The organism is Asanoa iriomotensis (genome assembly GCF_016862515.1).
GTDB classification, from domain to species: Bacteria; Actinomycetota; Actinomycetes; order Mycobacteriales; family Micromonosporaceae; genus Asanoa; species Asanoa iriomotensis.
In genome coordinates this window covers 16,008-32,748 of record NZ_BONC01000081.1, presented here as the reverse complement: position 1 = coordinate 32,748, position 16,741 = coordinate 16,008, and the positions used below count along the sequence as shown (strand labels likewise).

The following is a 16,741-nucleotide window of genomic DNA, read 5'->3' as shown; positions in this document are numbered from 1 at the left end:
TCGCAGCCGCGCTGCGGGCGGTTTGTTGGTCTTGGGGTTTCTGTGGTTGTCCGTGAGCCGCAGCGGATCTGGCACCGGAGCGGTGTCCGGCGGGAGCGGCGGTCGTGCCCACCGCGGACCCGGGACCAGATCCGTGATCGCGCGTTTCTTCCAATACATCGCGCGCCGTCCGGGGTGACGATGGGCGTATGGAACTCGTGACCGAACTGATCCCGCGCCTGGTGGTGGCCGACGGAGCCGGCGCTGTGGCGTTCTACGAGCGGGCGCTCGGCGCTGTCGAGGGCACGCGCTTCACCGACGACCGCGGGCGGATCGTCCACACCGAACTCACCATCGGCAGCTCGCGGATTCACCTCAAGGACGATGACGGCGGTGATCCGTCGCCGACCTCGCTCGGTGGGACGCCCGTGATCATGCATCTCGGCGTCACCGATGCCGACGCCGCGGCGAAAGCGCTGGTCGACGCCGGCGCGACGGTCGTCTTTCCCGTCGCTGACCATGGGTACGGCATGAAGGACGGGCGCCTCGCCGACCCCTACGGACACCTGTGGATCGTGTCCGAGCCGATCGTCGAGGGCTGACGCCGGAACCGCGCGGGCGCGGCGCGGCTTCGTTGTTGCATGCACACCGTCTTGTCAGACTGCCCCGCTAGGCTTCTCCGCGTGACCCGCCATCCACTGCTCCGACGCCGGCGACGCCGGGGCCCAGCCGCCCTCGTCGCTGCTGCGCTGCTGCTCGCGGTTGGTGGTTGCTCGTTCGGGCCGCCCGAGCCCGACGCGGCGGGCAAGCCGCCCAACCTGCCGACGCCGTCGGCCGATCCGTCGGCTTCCCGGGGCGGCGGCGTCGACCAGTCGGTGGCTGTCTCGGTCATCGCCAAGGGGCTCGAAGTGCCGTGGGGCATCGCCTTCCTGCCCGACGGTGGCGCTCTGGTGACGGAGCGCGACACTGCGCGGATCCTCAAGGTCGGCCCTGAGTCCGATGCCGGCGGGCTCAAGGTGGCGACCGTGCAGACCCTCGACGTGGTCGACGCGCAGGGTGAGGGCGGGCTGATGGGGATCGCGGTGTCACCCAAGTACGAGTCGGACAAATCCGTATTCGTGTATTACTCGACTGCCGAGGACAACCGCGTCGCCAAGCTGACGCTGGGGCAGGCGCCCAAGCCGATCGTCACCGGGATCCCGTTGTCCGGCATCCACAACGGCGGGCGGCTCGCGTTCGGGCCCGACGGCTTCCTCTACGCGACCACGGGCGACGCCTCCGACCGCGGGCTCGCCCAGAGCAAGACGAGCCTCGGCGGCAAGATCCTGCGGATGACCGCCGACGGCAAGCCGGCGCCCGGCAACCCGTTCCCCAACTCGCTGATCTATTCGATGGGTCACCGCAACGTCCAGGGCATCGCCTGGGACTCCGGCAAGCGGCTCTGGGCCACCGAGTTCGGGCAGAGCACCTGGGACGAGATCAACCAGATCCAGCCGGGCAAAAATTACGGCTGGCCGACGGTCGAGGGGAAGGCCGACGGCGCCAACCAGGGCAAGTTCGTCGATCCGCTGGTCACCTGGCCGACCAGCGAGTCCTCGTGCTCGGGCGCGGCGATCGTCGAGCGGGTGCTGGTCGCGGCGTGCCTGCGCGGCGAGCGACTATGGGCGATGGAGCTGACCGACTCCGGCACGATCCTCGGCGCGCCCCGCTCGCTGCTACAGGGCGAATACGGCCGACTACGCGCGGCGGCCGTCGCGCCCGACGGTTCGCTCTGGGTCAGCACCTCCAACAAGGACGGGCGTGGCGAGCCCAAACCCGACGACGACCGCATCCTCCGGCTCGTGTTCTCGGACGGCGGCGCGGGAAAGAGTTGATCGTGCCGCGGGCGGGTAAAGATGGATCCCGTGACTGAGGAGGGCGAGGCCAAGCCCGGGTGGCGCGCCCGGCTCTGGTCGGCTGTGCGCCGGATCCCGTCGTCGAGGTTCAGCCGGCGCACCGGCGTGCTCCTGTCGATCATCGCGGTCTCGCTGGTCGGCCTGGTCCTCGGCGTGCTGCTCGGCGCCCGCGCGCAGACCGACATCGGCCCGTTCCAGGCCGAGATGTCGGTGCGGCCGGCGGCCACCGGCGAGACCGAGGTGGTGGTGCCGCCGCTGGGCGCGCTGCACATCAACAGCCACGACGGCCCGCTCCGGCTGACCGTCCGCCTCGGCGCCCTCGACCAGGAGCGCACCCAGGCGTTGCTCAACGACCCGTCCGGCATCACCCGGGCGAGCCAGACGGTGGTCGACGACCTGCAGGACGGGATCCTGCGGCTCGGCTTCCGCACCGTCTCCGTCTCGGTGCTCGGCGCCGTCGTCATCGGCCTGCTGGTCTTCCGCAGCACCCGGCGGGCGGCCTGGTGCGGCGGTGTCGCGCTGCTCGTCACCGTGAGCACGTTCGGGCTCGCCGCCGGCACCCTGCGACCGGACTCGATCGAGCAGCCGCGGTACGAGGGCCTCCTGGTCAACGCCCCCGCGATCGTGGGTGACGCGCGGCGGATCGCGCAGGACTACGGCAAGTACGCCGACCAGCTCAAGGCCATCGTCGCCAACGTCAGCCGGATCTACACGACGGTCAACAAGCTGCCGATCTACAACCAGGTCGACGGCGGCATCCGCATCCTGCACGTCTCCGACCTGCACCTGAACCCGTCGGCCTGGCCCACGATCCGCACCGTTGTCGAGCAGTTCGACATCGACGCCGTGATCGACACCGGCGACATCACCGACTGGGGCTCCGAGCCCGAGGCCACGTACGTCGCGTCGATCTCCCTCCTCGGCGTCCCCTACGTCTACATCCGCGGCAATCATGACTCGGCCGTGACCGCCGCCGCGGTGGGCCGCCAGCGCAACTCGGTCGTCCTGGAGAACAAGGTCGTCGACGTGGCGGGCCTGCGCATCGCCGGCATCGGCGACCCCCGTTTCACCCCCGACAAGGAGACCTCGCCGACCGGCTCGGGCCGCTCGCGGCAGGTCATCGAGCAGGTCTACAACGCCGGCGCCGAGTTGGCGGCGACCATCCGCGCGAGCGGCAAGCCCGCCGACGTCTGCCTGGTGCACGACCCGGAGTCGGCGCCGGCCCTCAACGGCGTCTGCCCGACCATCCTGGCCGGCCACCTGCACCGCCGCGAGGTGCGTTCGCTGCCGCCGGGGCCGGGCATCAAGACCCCCAGCCGGGTGCTGGTCGAGGGGTCGACGGGCGGCGCGGGCCTGCGCGGCCTGGAGAAGGACGAGCCGACGCCGCTGCAGATGTCGGTGCTCTACTTCGACAACACCAAGACCTTGCAGGCGTACGACGACATCCAGCTCGGCGGCACCGGCCAGGCCCAGGTGACCCTCAACCGCACGGTCGTCGGGCGGCCGCAGCCCGGCTCACCGATCACCCCGGCGCCGCCGCAGCCCAGTGCCACCGCGACGCCGACCCCGACCCCGACCGCGACGACCCTGGACGGCAACTGACTCTTCGCGTCCGCTCGAGCTGAGCACAGGCCTCCGGCCGGGTGCCGCGGCAATGGCCGACCGGCCCGCGATGCGGGTGGCGCAAAACGGGTGGCCCGGCAGCGTCCTGCGGGCGTGCCTCGATCCGGTCGGCGGGTACGTCGTCGCGCTCCGCCCCTCCGGGCGACGTCGCGGTCGAACCGAGCACCGCCGCGACGGTGTCCCGACCAGGCTTCCCGCTGACTCGGGGGTGGCTGGGCGGCGGATTCGCGCCGCCCAGCCCTTCCGAAACGGCTACGCGGCGCGGTAGCCCGGCATCGGGAAGCCGGCCAGCAGGTCGCGGACCTCGCCCGCGATCCGCTCGATCGACGCCTCGTCGTCCTTGAGCGCCGCCGTCACAGCCTCGTCCATCCACGCGGCGACCTGCGGCATGTGCTGCTCGGTGAGCCCCCGCGTGGTCAGGGCCGGCGTGCCCAGCCGGATGCCGGACGGATCGAACGGCTTGCGTGTGTCGAACGGCACCGTGTTGTAGTTGAGCTCGATCCCCGCCCGGTCGAGCGCCTGCGCGGCCGGCTTGCCCGCGATGCCCTTGGCGGTCAGGTCAGCGAGGATCAGGTGGTTGTCGGTGCCGCCCGAGATCAGCGTGAAGCCGCGCTCGGTCAGCGCCTCAGCGAGCGCCGCCGCGTTGGCGACGACCTGGTGCGCGTAAGCGCGAAACTCTGACGTCGAAGCTTCCCGCAGCGCCACCGCGATGGCCGCGGTCGTGTGGTTGTGCGGCCCGCCCTGCAGGCCCGGGAAGACGGCCTTGTCGATCGCCGTCGCGTGCTCGGCGGTCGTCATGATCATGGCGCCACGCGGGCCGCGGAGGGTCTTGTGCGTCGTCGTGGTGATCACGTCGGCGTGCCCGACCGGCGACGGGTGGGCGCCGCCCGCGATCAGGCCAGCGATGTGCGCGATGTCGGCGACCAGGACGGCGCCCACCTCGCGGGCGATGGCGGCGAAACCAGGGAAATCAATCGTCCGGGGTACGGCGGTGCCGCCGCAGAAGATCACCTTGGGACGTTCGGCGCGCGCCAGATCGCGTACCTCGTCAAGGTCGATCCGGCCCGTCTCCCGGTCGACCGCGTAGCGGACCGGGTTGAACCACTTGCCCGTCGCCGACACCGACCAGCCGTGGGTCAGGTGCCCGCCCATCGGCAGCGACATGCCCATCACGGTGTCGCCCGGCTGCAGGAACGCCAGGTAGACGGCGAGGTTGGCGGGTGAGCCGGAGTACGGCTGGACGTTGGCGTGGTCGACGCCGAACAGGCTCTTCGCCCGGTCGACCGCCAGCGTCTCGATCGGGTCGATGAGCTGCTGGCCCTCGTAGTAGCGCCGCCCCGCGTAGCCCTCGCTGTATTTGTTCGTCAGCACGGTGGAGCTCGCCTCGAGCACCGCCTCGGACACGTAGTTCTCGGAGGCGATCATCCGCAGCTTGTCGTGCTGGCGGGTGGCCTCGGCCTCGACGAGGGCGGCCAGGTCGGGGTCTTCGGCGGTCAGGTGGGGGATCGATGGCACGTGCACGGCGCCTCCTGAGGCATCGGACGAACACCACACCCAGGCGCGCGGTGCGGCGTTGCCTGTGGTCGCTCCCCGGTGGTCAGTTCCACCTCGCTGCGCCAGTCGCGAGTACCTGGAAATGCTAGCCGAGCAGGCTCCTGTTGCGGGCGCCCGCGCCGAGGCATCGAAGACTGCTAAAGCAACCGGTTAAGTGGGCGCGCTCCCATTTGGCGACCCTCATTGCTGGTTGTGCCCTTGACGACAACCGAAAGCCATGTTTCAGTGTCATCACTTATCCGGTTAAGTGATCTACCTAACATCGCACGTCTGAGACTCCCGGCTAGAGGAGGACGGCAATGCATAGGCGGTCGAGGTGGCTGGTGGCGGGCGTGCTCGCGCTCGCGATGGGCATGGCGGGGTGCACCGGCGGAGACGACGGCGCCGCGACATCGGGTGCCGGCGGGCTGCCCGGTCCCGGCGGTGGAGGCGGTGCCTACCCGCGCAACGAGACGCTCTACACCAGCGGCACCCAGTGGGGACCGCCCAACAGCTGGAACCCGATCATTCCGGGGCACGCGATGGGCACCGTCGGCCTGGCGTACGAGACGTTGTTCCTGTTCGACCCGCAGAAGACCGAGCTCGCTCCCTGGCTCGCGGAGAAGGGCGAGTGGGCCGACAAGACCTACACGCTGACGCTGCGCGAGGGCGTCAGCTGGGGCGACGGCAAGCCGCTGACCGCCGACGACGTGAAATACACCGTCGAGCTCGGGAAGATCAAAGCCGTCCCGTACAGCAATCTCTGGACCTGGCTCTCCGCCGTCGACGTCGTCGACCCGCGCACCGTGCGGTTCACCTTCACGGACCCGCGGATCCAGGAGTGGGAGAACTGGCTGTACGAGAACGCGATCGTGCCCAAGCACATCTGGGAGTCGCGCTCCGAGGCCGACATCACCACGAACGCCAACGAGAAGCCGGTCGGGACGGGGCCCTACGAGTATCTGACCCACGACCAGGACCGCATGGTGTGGAAGAAGAAGGCGGACTGGTGGGCGACCAAGGCGCTGAGCCTCGACGTGAAGCCGACGTACATCGTGGACATCGTCAACTCCAGCAACGAGGTCGCGCTCGGCCTGCTGCTGCAGGGCAACATGGACCTGTCCAACAACTTCCTGCCGGGCATCGCCAACCTGGTCAAGGGCGACTTCAAGATCAAGACGTACTTCCCCGAGCCGCCGTACATGCTGTCGGCCAACACGGCGATGCTGATTCCCAACACCACCAAGGCGCCGATGAACGACGTCGCGTTCCGGCGGGCGCTGGCCGGCTCGATCGACACGAAGAAGATCGTCGAGGGTGTGTACGGCAATATCGTCCGCGCCGCCAACCCGACCGGTCTGCTGCCCGTCTGGGACCAGTTCGTCGACCAGTCCGTGGTGAGCCAGAGCGGCTTCGGGTTCGACACGGCCAAGGCCAAGAAGACGCTGGCGGACGCCGGCTACCAGGACACCAACCGGGACGGGTTCGTCGAGGGCAAGGACGGTAAACCGGTCAAGCTGTCGCTGATCGTGCCGGCCGGCTGGACCGACTGGATGGAGGCGGCCCGGGTGATCAGCGCCAGTGCGCAGGCCGCCGGGATCAACGTGGTGCCCGAGTTCCCCGACGCCGGCGCGCTCGACGACGCCCGTACCGCCGGCACGTTCGACCTGTTGCTCAACAACTGGGCCGGGTTGTCGAACACGCCGTGGCAGTACTACAACTACGTCTTCCAGCTCCCGATCCAGCCGCAGCAGTTCGCCGCCAACTTCGCGCGCTACGAGAACAAGGCGGCGTGGGACCTCGTGCAGAAGCTGGCCCGCACGCCGCAGGACGCGCCGGAGTTCAAGACGACGATGGCCGAGCTGGAGCGGATCCACCTGACCGAGCTGCCGATGATCCCGCTCTGGTACAACGGCCTGTGGGCGCAGTACAACACGACACATTGGACCAACTGGCCGTCGTCGGCCGGTGACGCACCCAAGGACCTGCCGACGACCTGGAACAACCTGTGGGAGATGGGCAGCATCAAGATGCTGACCCAACTGAAGCCGGTCGGCTGATGAGGCGGTACTTCGGCCGCAAGCTCGCCATCTATGCCCTGACCTTCGTGGTCGCGGTGACGCTGAACTGGTTGATCCCCCGGTTCATGCCGGGGGATCCGGTCCTGCGCATGTTGACCCGCACGTCGGTCTCGAACCCGGAGGCCATCGCGCCCATGCGGGCCTACTACGAGAACGTGTTCGGGCTCGACGTTCCATTGTGGAAGCAATATCTGAAATACTGGGTTGAGCTGTTCCAGGGCAACCTCGGCGTGAGCGTGTGGTTGTTTCCGGCGCCGGTGGCGGACGTCATCGTCGACGCGGTGCCTTACACGCTCGCGCTGCTGCTGCCGTCGATCCTGTTGAGCTGGTGGGCCGGCAACAAGGTGGGCGCTCTGGCGGCTCGCCGAAAGTGGCTCGACAACACCGCGCTGCCGGTGTCGTACGCGCTGACCGCCACGCCGTACATGTGGTTGGGGATCCTGCTCGCCTGGGGTCTCGGCATCGTGGCCGGGCTGTTCCCGGTCGCCGGCGGCTACAGCTTCGAGATGCGGCCGGAATGGTCGTGGGCGTTCGTCGGAAGCCTTGCCCAGCACTGGTTCCTGCCGTTCCTCTCGCTGTTCCTGGTGGCGTTCGGCGGCTGGGCGATCGGGATGCGCAACCTGATCATCTACGAGCTGGAGGCCGACTACGCGAACTATCTGGCCGCGCTTGGCGCACCACGCCGGCTGATCCGGCGGTACGCGTTCCGCAACGCGTTGCTGCCGCAGCTGACCGGCCTCGCGCTGCAACTCGGCGTCCTGGTGGCCGGCGCGCTGGTGACCGAGATCGTCTTCGCGTACCCGGGCCTCGGCCACCTCATCCTGCAGGCCATCCAGAACCAGGACTTCTTCCTCCTGCAGGGGGTCTTCCTGTTCATCGTGATCGGCGTGCTGGCCGCCAACTTCCTGATCGACATCGTGTACGTCCTGGTGGACCCGCGCACCCGGACCGGCATGCAGGGGGCGACATGACCGACACCACCGAACACGTTTCGGCAACCGGTGCGCCGGCGCCCGCTGAACCGGTTACGCCGGTGGCCGGTCCGCGCCGCCGCGATGTGCTCCATTTCGCGCTGCGAAACCGGAAGGTGGTCGGCGGCACGGTCGTGATCCTCGCGTTCCTCGTGCTCGGCCTGGTCGCGCCGTTCTTCACGGACCACGGCCCCAACGAGTACGTGGGCCCGCCCTCGTCGCCGCCGTCGGCGGACTTCTGGTTCGGCACGACCACCTTCGGGCAGGACGTGTTCCTGCAGTTCGCCAACGGGATCCGGTCGACGTTCGTGGTGGGCCTGCTGGGCGGTGGCCTGGCCGGCCTGATCGGCATGACGATCGGCTTCGTCGCCGGCTACCGCGGTGGTCTGGTCGACGAGCTGCTCAACATGCTGACCAACATCGTGCTGGTCCTGCCGGCGCTGGCGGTGCTGATCATCCTGCACGCGTACGTCGGCATCACCTCGGTGCCCATGCAGGCGCTGTTCATCGGCCTGTTCTCGTGGCCGTGGGTGGCGCGCGCGGTGCGGGCGCAGACCTTCTCGCTGCGGTCAAGGGAGTTCGTCGACCTGGCCCGGTTAAGCGGGATGCGGCCGCTCGCGGTGATCCGCCGGGAGATCGCGCCGAACATGAGCTCCTACCTGTTCATGACATTCATCCTGCTGTTCGGCGGCGCGGTGCTGATGGCGGCGACGCTCGACTTCATCGGCCTGGGGCCGACGGACGTGGTGTCGCTCGGCCTGATGATGAACAGCGCGGTCCACTGGAGCGCGCTCCATCTAGGACTGTGGTGGTGGTTCGTCCCGCCGGGGGCGGCGATAACGGCGATCGTAGGCGCGCTGTACGTGATGAACGTCGGGCTGGACGAGGTCTTCAACCCCAAGCTGCGGGAGATGTGAGGTGACGCTCCAGGTTTCCGACCTACGCGTGCATTACCGAACGCTCCGCGGCGACGTCCGGGCACTCGACGGTGTCTCGTTCTCGGTCGCGGCCGGCGAGATCATGGGCGTGGTCGGCGAGTCGGGCTGCGGCAAGTCCACATTGGGCAAGAGCCTGATCCGCCTGGACAACCGGATGAAACACGTCGGCGGCACGGTGACCCTCGACGGCGAGAACCTGCCGATCGCCGACGACCGCGCGATGGACCGGTTCCGCTTCACGTCAGTCTCGCTCATCCCGCAGTACGCGATGAGCGCACTCAACCCGACCCGCCGAATCGGCCGCCTGGTCGCTGACCTACTGGCGGCACACGGCATCTCCTACGCGGCAACTCTGCCGGAGCTGACCCGCCGGCTGGCCCTGGTGGGACTGCCGGAGCGAGTCCTGGAGAACTACCCGATCGAGCTGTCGGGCGGGATGAAGCAGCGCGTGGTCCTGGTGCTGTCCACGCTGCGCGACCCGGCCTTGTTGGTGGCGGACGAGGTGACGTCGGCGCTGGACGTCTCGACACAGCGGGCGGTGGCCGAGACACTGGTCGAGTTCCGCGACCGCGGCTACGTCCGCAGCATGTTGGTGGTCACCCACGACATCTCGCTGGTCTACCAGATCGCCGACACGATCATGGTCATGTACGCGGGCCGCCTGGCCGAGAAAGCACCCTCCGATGTGGTCGTAACGGAACCGCTTCATCCCTACACCCAACTGCTGATCGGCGCGCTGCCCGAGGTCGGCGCCCGCTTCGGCGACCGCAGGTTAACCGGTATACCCGGCCGCCCACCGGGCCTACGCAACCCACCGCAAGGCTGCCGCTTCCGCGCCCGGTGCCCACTGGCCTTCGACAAATGCGCCGAACAACCACCGTTCGTAGAGGTGGCCGAAAACCACCAGGTGGCCTGCTGGAAGGCGGGTTCGTGACGGGCGGTCGGCGAGCGTCGGGTTCCAGGCCATGGCCGGAGGGTGCGACCTTGGGTCGTCGGGTCGACGGGGGAGATCGTGATGCTGTCGTTCGTTGAGGTGGCCTGCTGGAAGGCCGGGTCGTGACGGGCGGGCGGCGGGCGTCGGGTTCCAGGCCATGGCCGGAGGGTGTGACCTCGGGTCGTCGGGTCGACGGGGGAGATCGTGATGCTGCCGTCCGTTGAGGTGGTCGAAAACCAGCAGGTGGCCTGCCGGAAGTCGGGATCGTGCTGGGCGCCGTCGAGAGCACCGACGAGCGGGGCGAGCCGGTCAGGCTGGCGGCGGGCGTCGGGTTCCAGGCCATGGCCGCCGGGAGTGACCTTGGGCCGTTGGGTCGAAGGGGAGGATCGTGATGCTGCGGCTTGACGGGGTGTGGAAGACCTATCGGTTGGGTGCGTTCGGCACCCGAGAATTGACGGCCGTTCGGGATGTGTCGATGGAGGTCCGGGCCGGCGAGGTGGTCTCGCTGATCGGGGAGAGCGGCAGCGGCAAGACCACGATCGGGCGGATGGTCCTCGGGTTGGCGTCGCCGACCCGGGGGAGCATCACGTTCGACGACGTGCCGGTCGGAGGGCTGCGGGGTCGGGCCCTGCGCGGCTATCACCGGCAGGTGCAGGGTGTGTTCCAGGATCCGTTCAGCACGTTCAACCCGGTGTTCAAGGCGGACCGCGTCTTCGCACTGGTCCGCGACGGCTTCTTTCCATCGGTGCCGGCCATCAAGTGGCGCCGGCGGGTCGAGGCCGCACTCGAAGGCGTCCGGCTCGAGCCCGCTGACGTGCTGGACAAGTACCCGCACCAACTCAGCGGCGGGCAACTCCAGCGCATGCTGATCGCCCGGGCGCTGCTGTTGGACATCCGTCTGCTGGTGGCCGACGAGATCATCAGCATGCTCGACGCCTCGACCCGGATCGACGTGCTCAACCTGCTCGGCGACCTGAAGACCAAGGGCCTGGGCGTCCTGTTCGTCACGCACGACCTGGCGCTGGGCACCTACATCAGCGACCGCACGGTCATCCTTCGCGCGGGCGAAGTCGTCGAGTCCGGCCCGACGGATGAGGTATTCGCCCGCCCACAGCACGAATACACCCGCAATCTCCTGGCCGCGGTCCCTCATTTGCACACCCGCTGGAATGAACCGGTTAAGTAGCTAGTTTCGTCTGGGTCCGAGACACGACCTACCGATCAACGTCCACAACCGAACCGACCAGGACGGGCTTGGTGCCGACCTGGCCGGCCAAGAGCAAAGCGGTTCAGTGCACACACCGTCGCGGTCGGTGGGGTCCGAGTGGGCTCGGGCGTCCGATGCCCGGCCATGGCCGAAGGCCGCGGCGGTGCGGTTGGCAGGTGTGGGCGTCGCGGAGTCCGGAGAGGGGGTGGTGTCCCTAGTCGACGGGGCGTGGCTTGGCGGTGCTGGCGCGGGGGACCAGACGTGCGGTCGCGTCCTGGACCGAGCCGACCGACTGCCCCCCAATAGCGGCCAGGAGTTGGCGTGCCGCCAGCGCGCCGTAGGCGGGGATGTCACGGGCCAGAGCCGTCAACGACGGATGCACCAGCCGGCACAGCGGTGAGTCGTCGAAAGCCACTATGGACAGATCTCCCGGAACGGTCAGCCCCATCTCCTGGGCCACCCCCAGGCCCGCCACCGCCATCACGTCGTTGTCGTAGATCACCGCGGTCGGGCGGGTCTCGCCGCTCAGCAGCCGGCGGGTGGCCTGCGCGCCTTCTTCCCCCGAATAGTCGGTGCCGATCGTCTGCGACCACTTCACGCCCAGGCGTCCGCACGCCTCCTTGAACGCCCCTGCCCGCACCCGCGTGTGCCACAGATCCGGCAGGCCCGCCACCCGCGCGATGCGGCGGTGGCCCAACGCCGCCAGATACTCCACCGTCTCGATCAGGGCCGCGGCGTCGTCGTTCCAGACGTGCGGGACGTCGCCCACGCCTTCCGGGCCGCCGACCACCACCGCTGGCAGGTGTAGGTCCGTGACCACCGGGATGCGTGGGTCCGACACCCGTAGGTCGCAGATCAGGACCCCGTCGACCCGGCGTTCGCCCCACCAGCGGCGGTAGACGTCGACCTCCGCGTCCGCGTCGGCCACGATCTGCAGCATCAGGGCGTACGCGCGGTCCGACAGCTCCGCCTCCACACCGCTGATGAGCTCCATGTAGAACGGCTCGAAGCCGAGGACCCGGGCCGGGCGGCGCAACGCCAGGCCGATGGTGTCCGCCGCGGCGCCCGAGAGGGCGCGGGCCGCGCTGTGTGGGTTCCAGCCGATCTCGTCGGCGATCGCCAGGATGCGGCGGCGGGTTGCCTCCGACACGCCGCGTTGGCCGTTGAGGGCATATGACACCGCGCCCTTCGAGACGCCCGCCCGCCGCGCGATGTCGGCGATCGTCGGCCGCTTCACCCCTGCCTCCCGACGGAGAAATGGTTGCCGAGGGCAAGCTACCACCGCCGTTGACAGCATTCCCGCGACCATCGTACCGTCAATTCAACTTATCCGGTTCAGCAGATCGCATCGGCGGAGAGTCGAGGGCCCATGCGGAAAACGCTCAATGCCGGCTGGACGTTCGCGCCCGCGGCCGGCAACGAGGTCCCCGAGAATGTGGCCGCCGCCGGAGCGATTCCCGCTGCCGTGCCCGGTTGCGTGCACACCGACCTCCTCGCCGCCGGGCTGATTCCTGAACCGTTCCACGACCGCAACGAGACCCTGCTCCAGTGGGTCGGAAGAACAACCTGGACTTACACCGCGCGCTTCGACTGGCGGGGCCCAGGCGGGCACGACCGGGTCGACCTCGTCTGCGAAGGCCTCGACACCATCGCCGACCTGGAGCTCAACGGCGTCCCGCTCGGCAGCACCGCCAACATGCACAGGTCCTACCGCTTCGACGTCCGCGACGGCCTGCAGCCTGGCACCAACGAACTGCGGATCACCTTCCACCCGGCGCGCGACTACGCCGAGCACTGGCAACGCACCCTCGGCGACCGACCCAACGCCTACCCTGAACCGTTCAACTTCATCCGCAAGATGGCCTGCAACTTCGGCTGGGACTGGGGCCCAAACCTTGTCACCGCCGGCGTCTGGCAGCCGGTCGACCTCCACCTCTGGCACACCGCCCGGCTCGACCGCGTCCGTCCACTGGTGACGGTCGACGGCGACACGGGCCGAGTCGAGGTGCACGCCGACATCGCCCGCGCCACCGACGGCCCCCTCACACTCACCGCGACCGTCGGGAAGCACACCACCAGCGCGACCACCGCCGGCGACACCGCACACCTGACGCTCGAGATCCCCGAGCCGAGACGCTGGTGGCCCCGCGGATACGGCGACCAGCCCCGCTACGACCTCGAGGTCACGCTCGCCGACAACACCGGCACGACCCTCGACACCTGGCACCGCAAGATCGGGTTCCGCGACGTCCGCATCGGCACCACGCCCGACGCGGACGGCACCCCGTTCACCGTGACGGTCAACGACCAACCGATCTTCGTGCGCGGCGTCAACTGGATCCCCGACGACGTCTTCCCGTCCCGGATCACCAGAGAGCGCCTCGACCAGCGCCTCCAACAGGCCACCGGCGCCAACGTCAACCTGCTGCGCGTCTGGGGCGGCGGCCGCTACGAGTCGGAGGACTTCTACGACTTGGCCGACGCGTACGGCCTCATGGTCACGCAGGACTTCCTCTTCGCCTGCGCCGCCTACCCCGAGGAGGAACCCTTCGCCACCGAAGTAGCCGCCGAGGCGGCCGAGCAGGTGGTGCGCCTGGCCAGCCACCCGAGCCTGATCTGGTGGTGCGGCAACAACGAGAACATCTGGGGCCACGCGGACTGGGGCTGGCGCGACAAGCTCGACGACAAGACCTGGGGCGCGGGCTACTACCACCGGACTCTTCCAGCCATCGTCGAAGACCTCGACCCCACGAGACCGTACTGGCCCGGCAGCCCCTGGTCCGGCACCGACGACCGGCACCCCAACGACCCGGCCCACGGCACGATGCACATCTGGGACGTCTGGAACCAGAAGGACTACACACACTACCGCGACCACCGGCCCAGGTTCGTCGCCGAGTTCGGCTACCAGGCCCCACCCTCCTGGGCCACGATCAAAGAGTCGATCACCGACGACCCGCTGACCGAAGACTCACCCGGTATGCTCCACCACCAGAAGGCGGCCGACGGCCAGCAGAAGCTCCAACGTGGACTGGACGCGCACTTCAAGAGAACACACCACACGGCGGACTGGCACTACCTGACCCAGGTCAACCAGGCCCGCGCCATCCAGCTGGGAGTCGAGCACTTCCGCGCCCTCCGCCCGTACTGCATGGGCACCATCGTCTGGCAACTCAACGACTGCTGGCCGGTCACCTCATGGAGCGCGATCGACGGCGCCGGCCGCCGCAAACCCATGTGGTACGCCCTACGAAGGGCGTACGCGGACCGCCTGCTGACCCTGAACCACGAGAAGGCCGTCCTCGTCAACGACACCGGCACCCCCTGGCAAACGACCGTCGTCACCAGAAGGTCCACACTGGACGGCGAAACGAAAGCACAACAAACCAGTCACGTAAAAGTGGCGCCCCACAGCAAAACCGAGATAACACACGCCATCGCCACACCCGACGACCCGCACACAGAGGTGCTGTGGGCAGAGGCGGACGGCGAACGCGCCTGGTGGTTCTACGCCGAGGACAAGGACATGGCCTACCCCAAAGCGGAGTACGACACAAAGCTCGACGGAACCAAGCTGACCGTCACGGCCCGCACCTTCCTGCGCGACCTGACCCTCTACCCGGACCGCACGGATCCCGACGACGCCCTACTGACCCTCTTCCCGGGCGAATCAGTGACCTTCACGATCGGAGCACCGACAGACAAGCCGGTGCTCCGCTGCGTGAACGACGACTACTCCGGCACCTTCCGGTAAGCGCCGTCACTGGCCGAGGTAGCCATGGACGCATAGGCCCGCAACGCCGCCGACACCGGCCGCTCGCGGTCGACAGGCGTGTAAGGCTTCTCCCGCTTCTCTTGAGCGACCCGCCGCGCCGACAACACCTCGTCAGAAACGTTCAAGGTCAACGACCGCGCCGGAATGTCGATCACGATCTCGTCGCCCTCCTCGACCAGAGCGATCAACCCACCGCCCGCGGCCTCCGGCGACACGTGCCCTATCGACAGCCCGGACGTCCCACCGGAGAACCGCCCGTCGGTGATCAGCGCGCACGCCTTCCCCAGCCCGCGCCCCTTCAGGAACGACGTCGGGTACAGCATCTCCTGCATGCCCGGCCCACCGCGCGGTCCTTCGTAGCGGATCACCACGACGTCACCCGGCTGGATCTCCTTGGCCAGGATGCCGTCGACCGCCGCCTCCTGGGACTCGAACACCTTCGCCGGCCCGCTGAACCGCCACAGCTCCTCGTCGACACCCGCGGTCTTCACCACGGCGCCCTCCGGCGCCAGGTTGCCGTGCAGTATCGCCAGACCACCATCGACGGTGTACGCGTGCGCGAAGTCCCGGATGCACCCGTCGGCGGCGTCGGTGTCCAACGTGGACCACCGGTTCGACGTCGAGAACGGCTCGGTCGTCCGCACCCCACCGGGAGCCGCGTGGAACAGCGAAACGGCGGCAGGGGAAGCGGACCCGGAACGGATGTCCCACTCGGAAAGCCACGACGACAACGACGGCGAGTGCACCGAGTGCACCGACGTGTCCAGCGCCCCGCCCCGCGCCAGCTCACCCAGGATCGCCGGAATCCCGCCGGCCCGGTGCACGTCCTCCATGTGGTACTTCTGCGTGTTGGGCGCCACCTTCGCCAGGCACGGCACCCGCCGCGAGATCGCGTCGATGTCCTTGACGCCGAAGTCCAGCTCGGCCTCGCGGGCCGCGGCCAGCAGGTGCAGCACGGTGTTGGTCGACCCACCCATCGCCACGTCCAGCGCCACCGCGTTCTCGAACGCCGGCCGCGTGGCGATGCTGCGCGGCAACACCGACGAGTCGTCGTCGTCGTAGTACCGCCGCGCCAGGTCGACCACGGTCCGCCCCGCGTCGAGGAACAGCTGCCGCCGCGCCGAGTGCGTGGCGAGCGTCGAGCCGTTGCCGGGCAGCGCCAGCCCGATCGCCTCGGTCAGGCAGTTCATCGAGTTGGCGGTGAACATGCCGGAACAGGAACCGCACGTCGGACAGGCGGACCGTTCGATCTCGTTGAGCTCGGCGTCGGTCACCGCGTCGTTGGACGCGGCGATCATCGCGTCGATCAGGTCGAGCTTGCCGCGCACGACGCCGTCGACGGCGACGGTCTTGCCGGCCTCCATCGGCCCGCCGGAGACGAACACGGTGGGGATGTTGAGGCGCAGCGCGGCCAGCAGCATGCCCGGCGTGATCTTGTCGCAGTTGGAGATGCAGACCAGCGCGTCGGCGGTGTGCGCGTTGACCATGTACTCCACGGCGTCCGCGATCAGCTCCCGGCTGGGCAGCGAGTAGAGCATGCCGCCGTGGCCCATCGCGATGCCGTCGTCGACCGCGATCGTGTTGAACTCGCGCCCGACGCCGCCCGCCTCGGTGACCGCCTCGGCGACCAGCGCGCCCATGTTGCGAAGGTGCACGTGCCCGGGTACGAACTGCGTGAAGCTGTTGGCGATCGCGACGATCGGTTTGCCGAAGTCGTCGTCGGTCATGCCGGTGGCCCGCCAGAGGGCGCGCGCGCCGGCCATGGTCCGTCCGTGTGTGGAAGTCCTGGAACGCAGCTCGGGCAT

The 16,741-nt window shown here is 68.8% G+C and carries 12 protein-coding genes and 1 riboswitch; of the genes, 9 read left to right on the top strand and 3 right to left on the bottom strand.

The annotated features are described in order from the left end of the window. Positions 1-188: 188 nt before the first annotated feature. The 3 genes from Air01nite_RS35380 to Air01nite_RS35370 are packed head-to-tail and all read left to right on the top strand — an operon-like array spanning position 189 to position 3,476. Positions 189-581, top strand: a complete 393-nt coding sequence (locus Air01nite_RS35380; RefSeq protein WP_203707742.1) for a VOC family protein — start codon at positions 189-191, stop codon at positions 579-581. Between the two features lie 39 nt (positions 582-620). Continuing rightward, entirely contained in the window at positions 621-1,853 is a 1,233-nt protein-coding gene (locus Air01nite_RS35375; protein ID WP_203707741.1) for a PQQ-dependent sugar dehydrogenase, read from the top strand. A 30-nt stretch (positions 1,854-1,883) separates the two neighbouring features. Continuing rightward, positions 1,884-3,476, top strand: a complete 1,593-nt coding sequence (locus Air01nite_RS35370; protein ID WP_373310553.1) for a metallophosphoesterase family protein — start codon at positions 1,884-1,886, stop codon at positions 3,474-3,476. 273 nt (positions 3,477-3,749) lie between these two features. Here the strand turns inward: Air01nite_RS35370 and glyA are convergent, their stop codons facing one another. Continuing rightward, complete coding sequence (gene glyA / locus Air01nite_RS35365; RefSeq protein WP_308440004.1) at positions 3,750-5,018, bottom strand: serine hydroxymethyltransferase; 1,269 nt, start codon at positions 5,016-5,018, stop codon at positions 3,750-3,752. Between the two features lie 24 nt (positions 5,019-5,042). After that, positions 5,043-5,131, bottom strand: a riboswitch (ZMP/ZTP riboswitch). Positions 5,132-5,350: 219 nt separating this feature from the next. Between glyA and Air01nite_RS35360 the strand changes: the two genes are divergently transcribed. The 5 genes from Air01nite_RS35360 to Air01nite_RS35340 all read left to right on the top strand — a co-directional run bounded on the left by Air01nite_RS35360 (position 5,351) and on the right by Air01nite_RS35340 (position 11,140). Continuing rightward, the gene (locus tag Air01nite_RS35360) at positions 5,351-7,090 is read left to right on the top strand and encodes an ABC transporter substrate-binding protein (protein WP_203707739.1); all 1,740 of its coding nucleotides are present in this window, start codon (positions 5,351-5,353) and stop codon (positions 7,088-7,090) included. Then, positions 7,090-8,082 carry an ABC transporter permease gene (locus Air01nite_RS35355; protein WP_203707738.1) on the top strand — a complete coding sequence of 331 codons (993 nt, stop codon included), beginning with the start codon at positions 7,090-7,092 and terminating at the stop codon, positions 8,080-8,082. Before Air01nite_RS35360 ends, Air01nite_RS35355 begins: the two co-directional genes overlap by 1 nt. Continuing rightward, positions 8,079-8,999 (top strand): ABC transporter permease, encoded by a 921-nt coding sequence (locus Air01nite_RS35350; RefSeq protein ID WP_203707737.1) that lies wholly within the window; start codon positions 8,079-8,081, stop codon positions 8,997-8,999. The genes Air01nite_RS35355 and Air01nite_RS35350 overlap by 4 nt, the downstream gene beginning before the upstream one ends. A 1-nt stretch (position 9,000) precedes the next feature. Continuing rightward, positions 9,001-9,954: an ABC transporter ATP-binding protein gene (locus Air01nite_RS35345; protein ID WP_203707736.1), complete on the top strand. Its 954-nt coding sequence runs from the start codon at positions 9,001-9,003 to the stop codon at positions 9,952-9,954. 391 nt (positions 9,955-10,345) lie between these two features. Then, a complete protein-coding gene (locus tag Air01nite_RS35340; protein WP_203707744.1) occupies positions 10,346-11,140 on the top strand; it encodes an ABC transporter ATP-binding protein in 795 nt (264 codons plus the stop codon). Positions 11,141-11,375: 235 nt separating this feature from the next. Here Air01nite_RS35340 and Air01nite_RS35335 read toward each other — a convergent pair whose 3' ends face one another. Next, on the bottom strand, positions 11,376-12,398 hold the full coding sequence (locus tag Air01nite_RS35335; protein WP_203707735.1) for a LacI family DNA-binding transcriptional regulator: 1,023 nt from the start codon (positions 12,396-12,398) through the stop codon (positions 11,376-11,378). A gap of 132 nt (positions 12,399-12,530) precedes the next feature. On the opposite strand from Air01nite_RS35335, the gene Air01nite_RS35330 reads away from it, so the two are divergent. Beyond that, positions 12,531-14,915: a glycoside hydrolase family 2 protein gene (locus Air01nite_RS35330; RefSeq protein WP_203707734.1), complete on the top strand. Its 2,385-nt coding sequence runs from the start codon at positions 12,531-12,533 to the stop codon at positions 14,913-14,915. Here Air01nite_RS35330 and ilvD read toward each other — a convergent pair. Then, positions 14,894-16,741: a dihydroxy-acid dehydratase gene (gene ilvD, locus Air01nite_RS35325; RefSeq protein ID WP_203707733.1), complete on the bottom strand. Its 1,848-nt coding sequence runs from the start codon at positions 16,739-16,741 to the stop codon at positions 14,894-14,896. The genes Air01nite_RS35330 and ilvD overlap by 22 nt on opposite strands.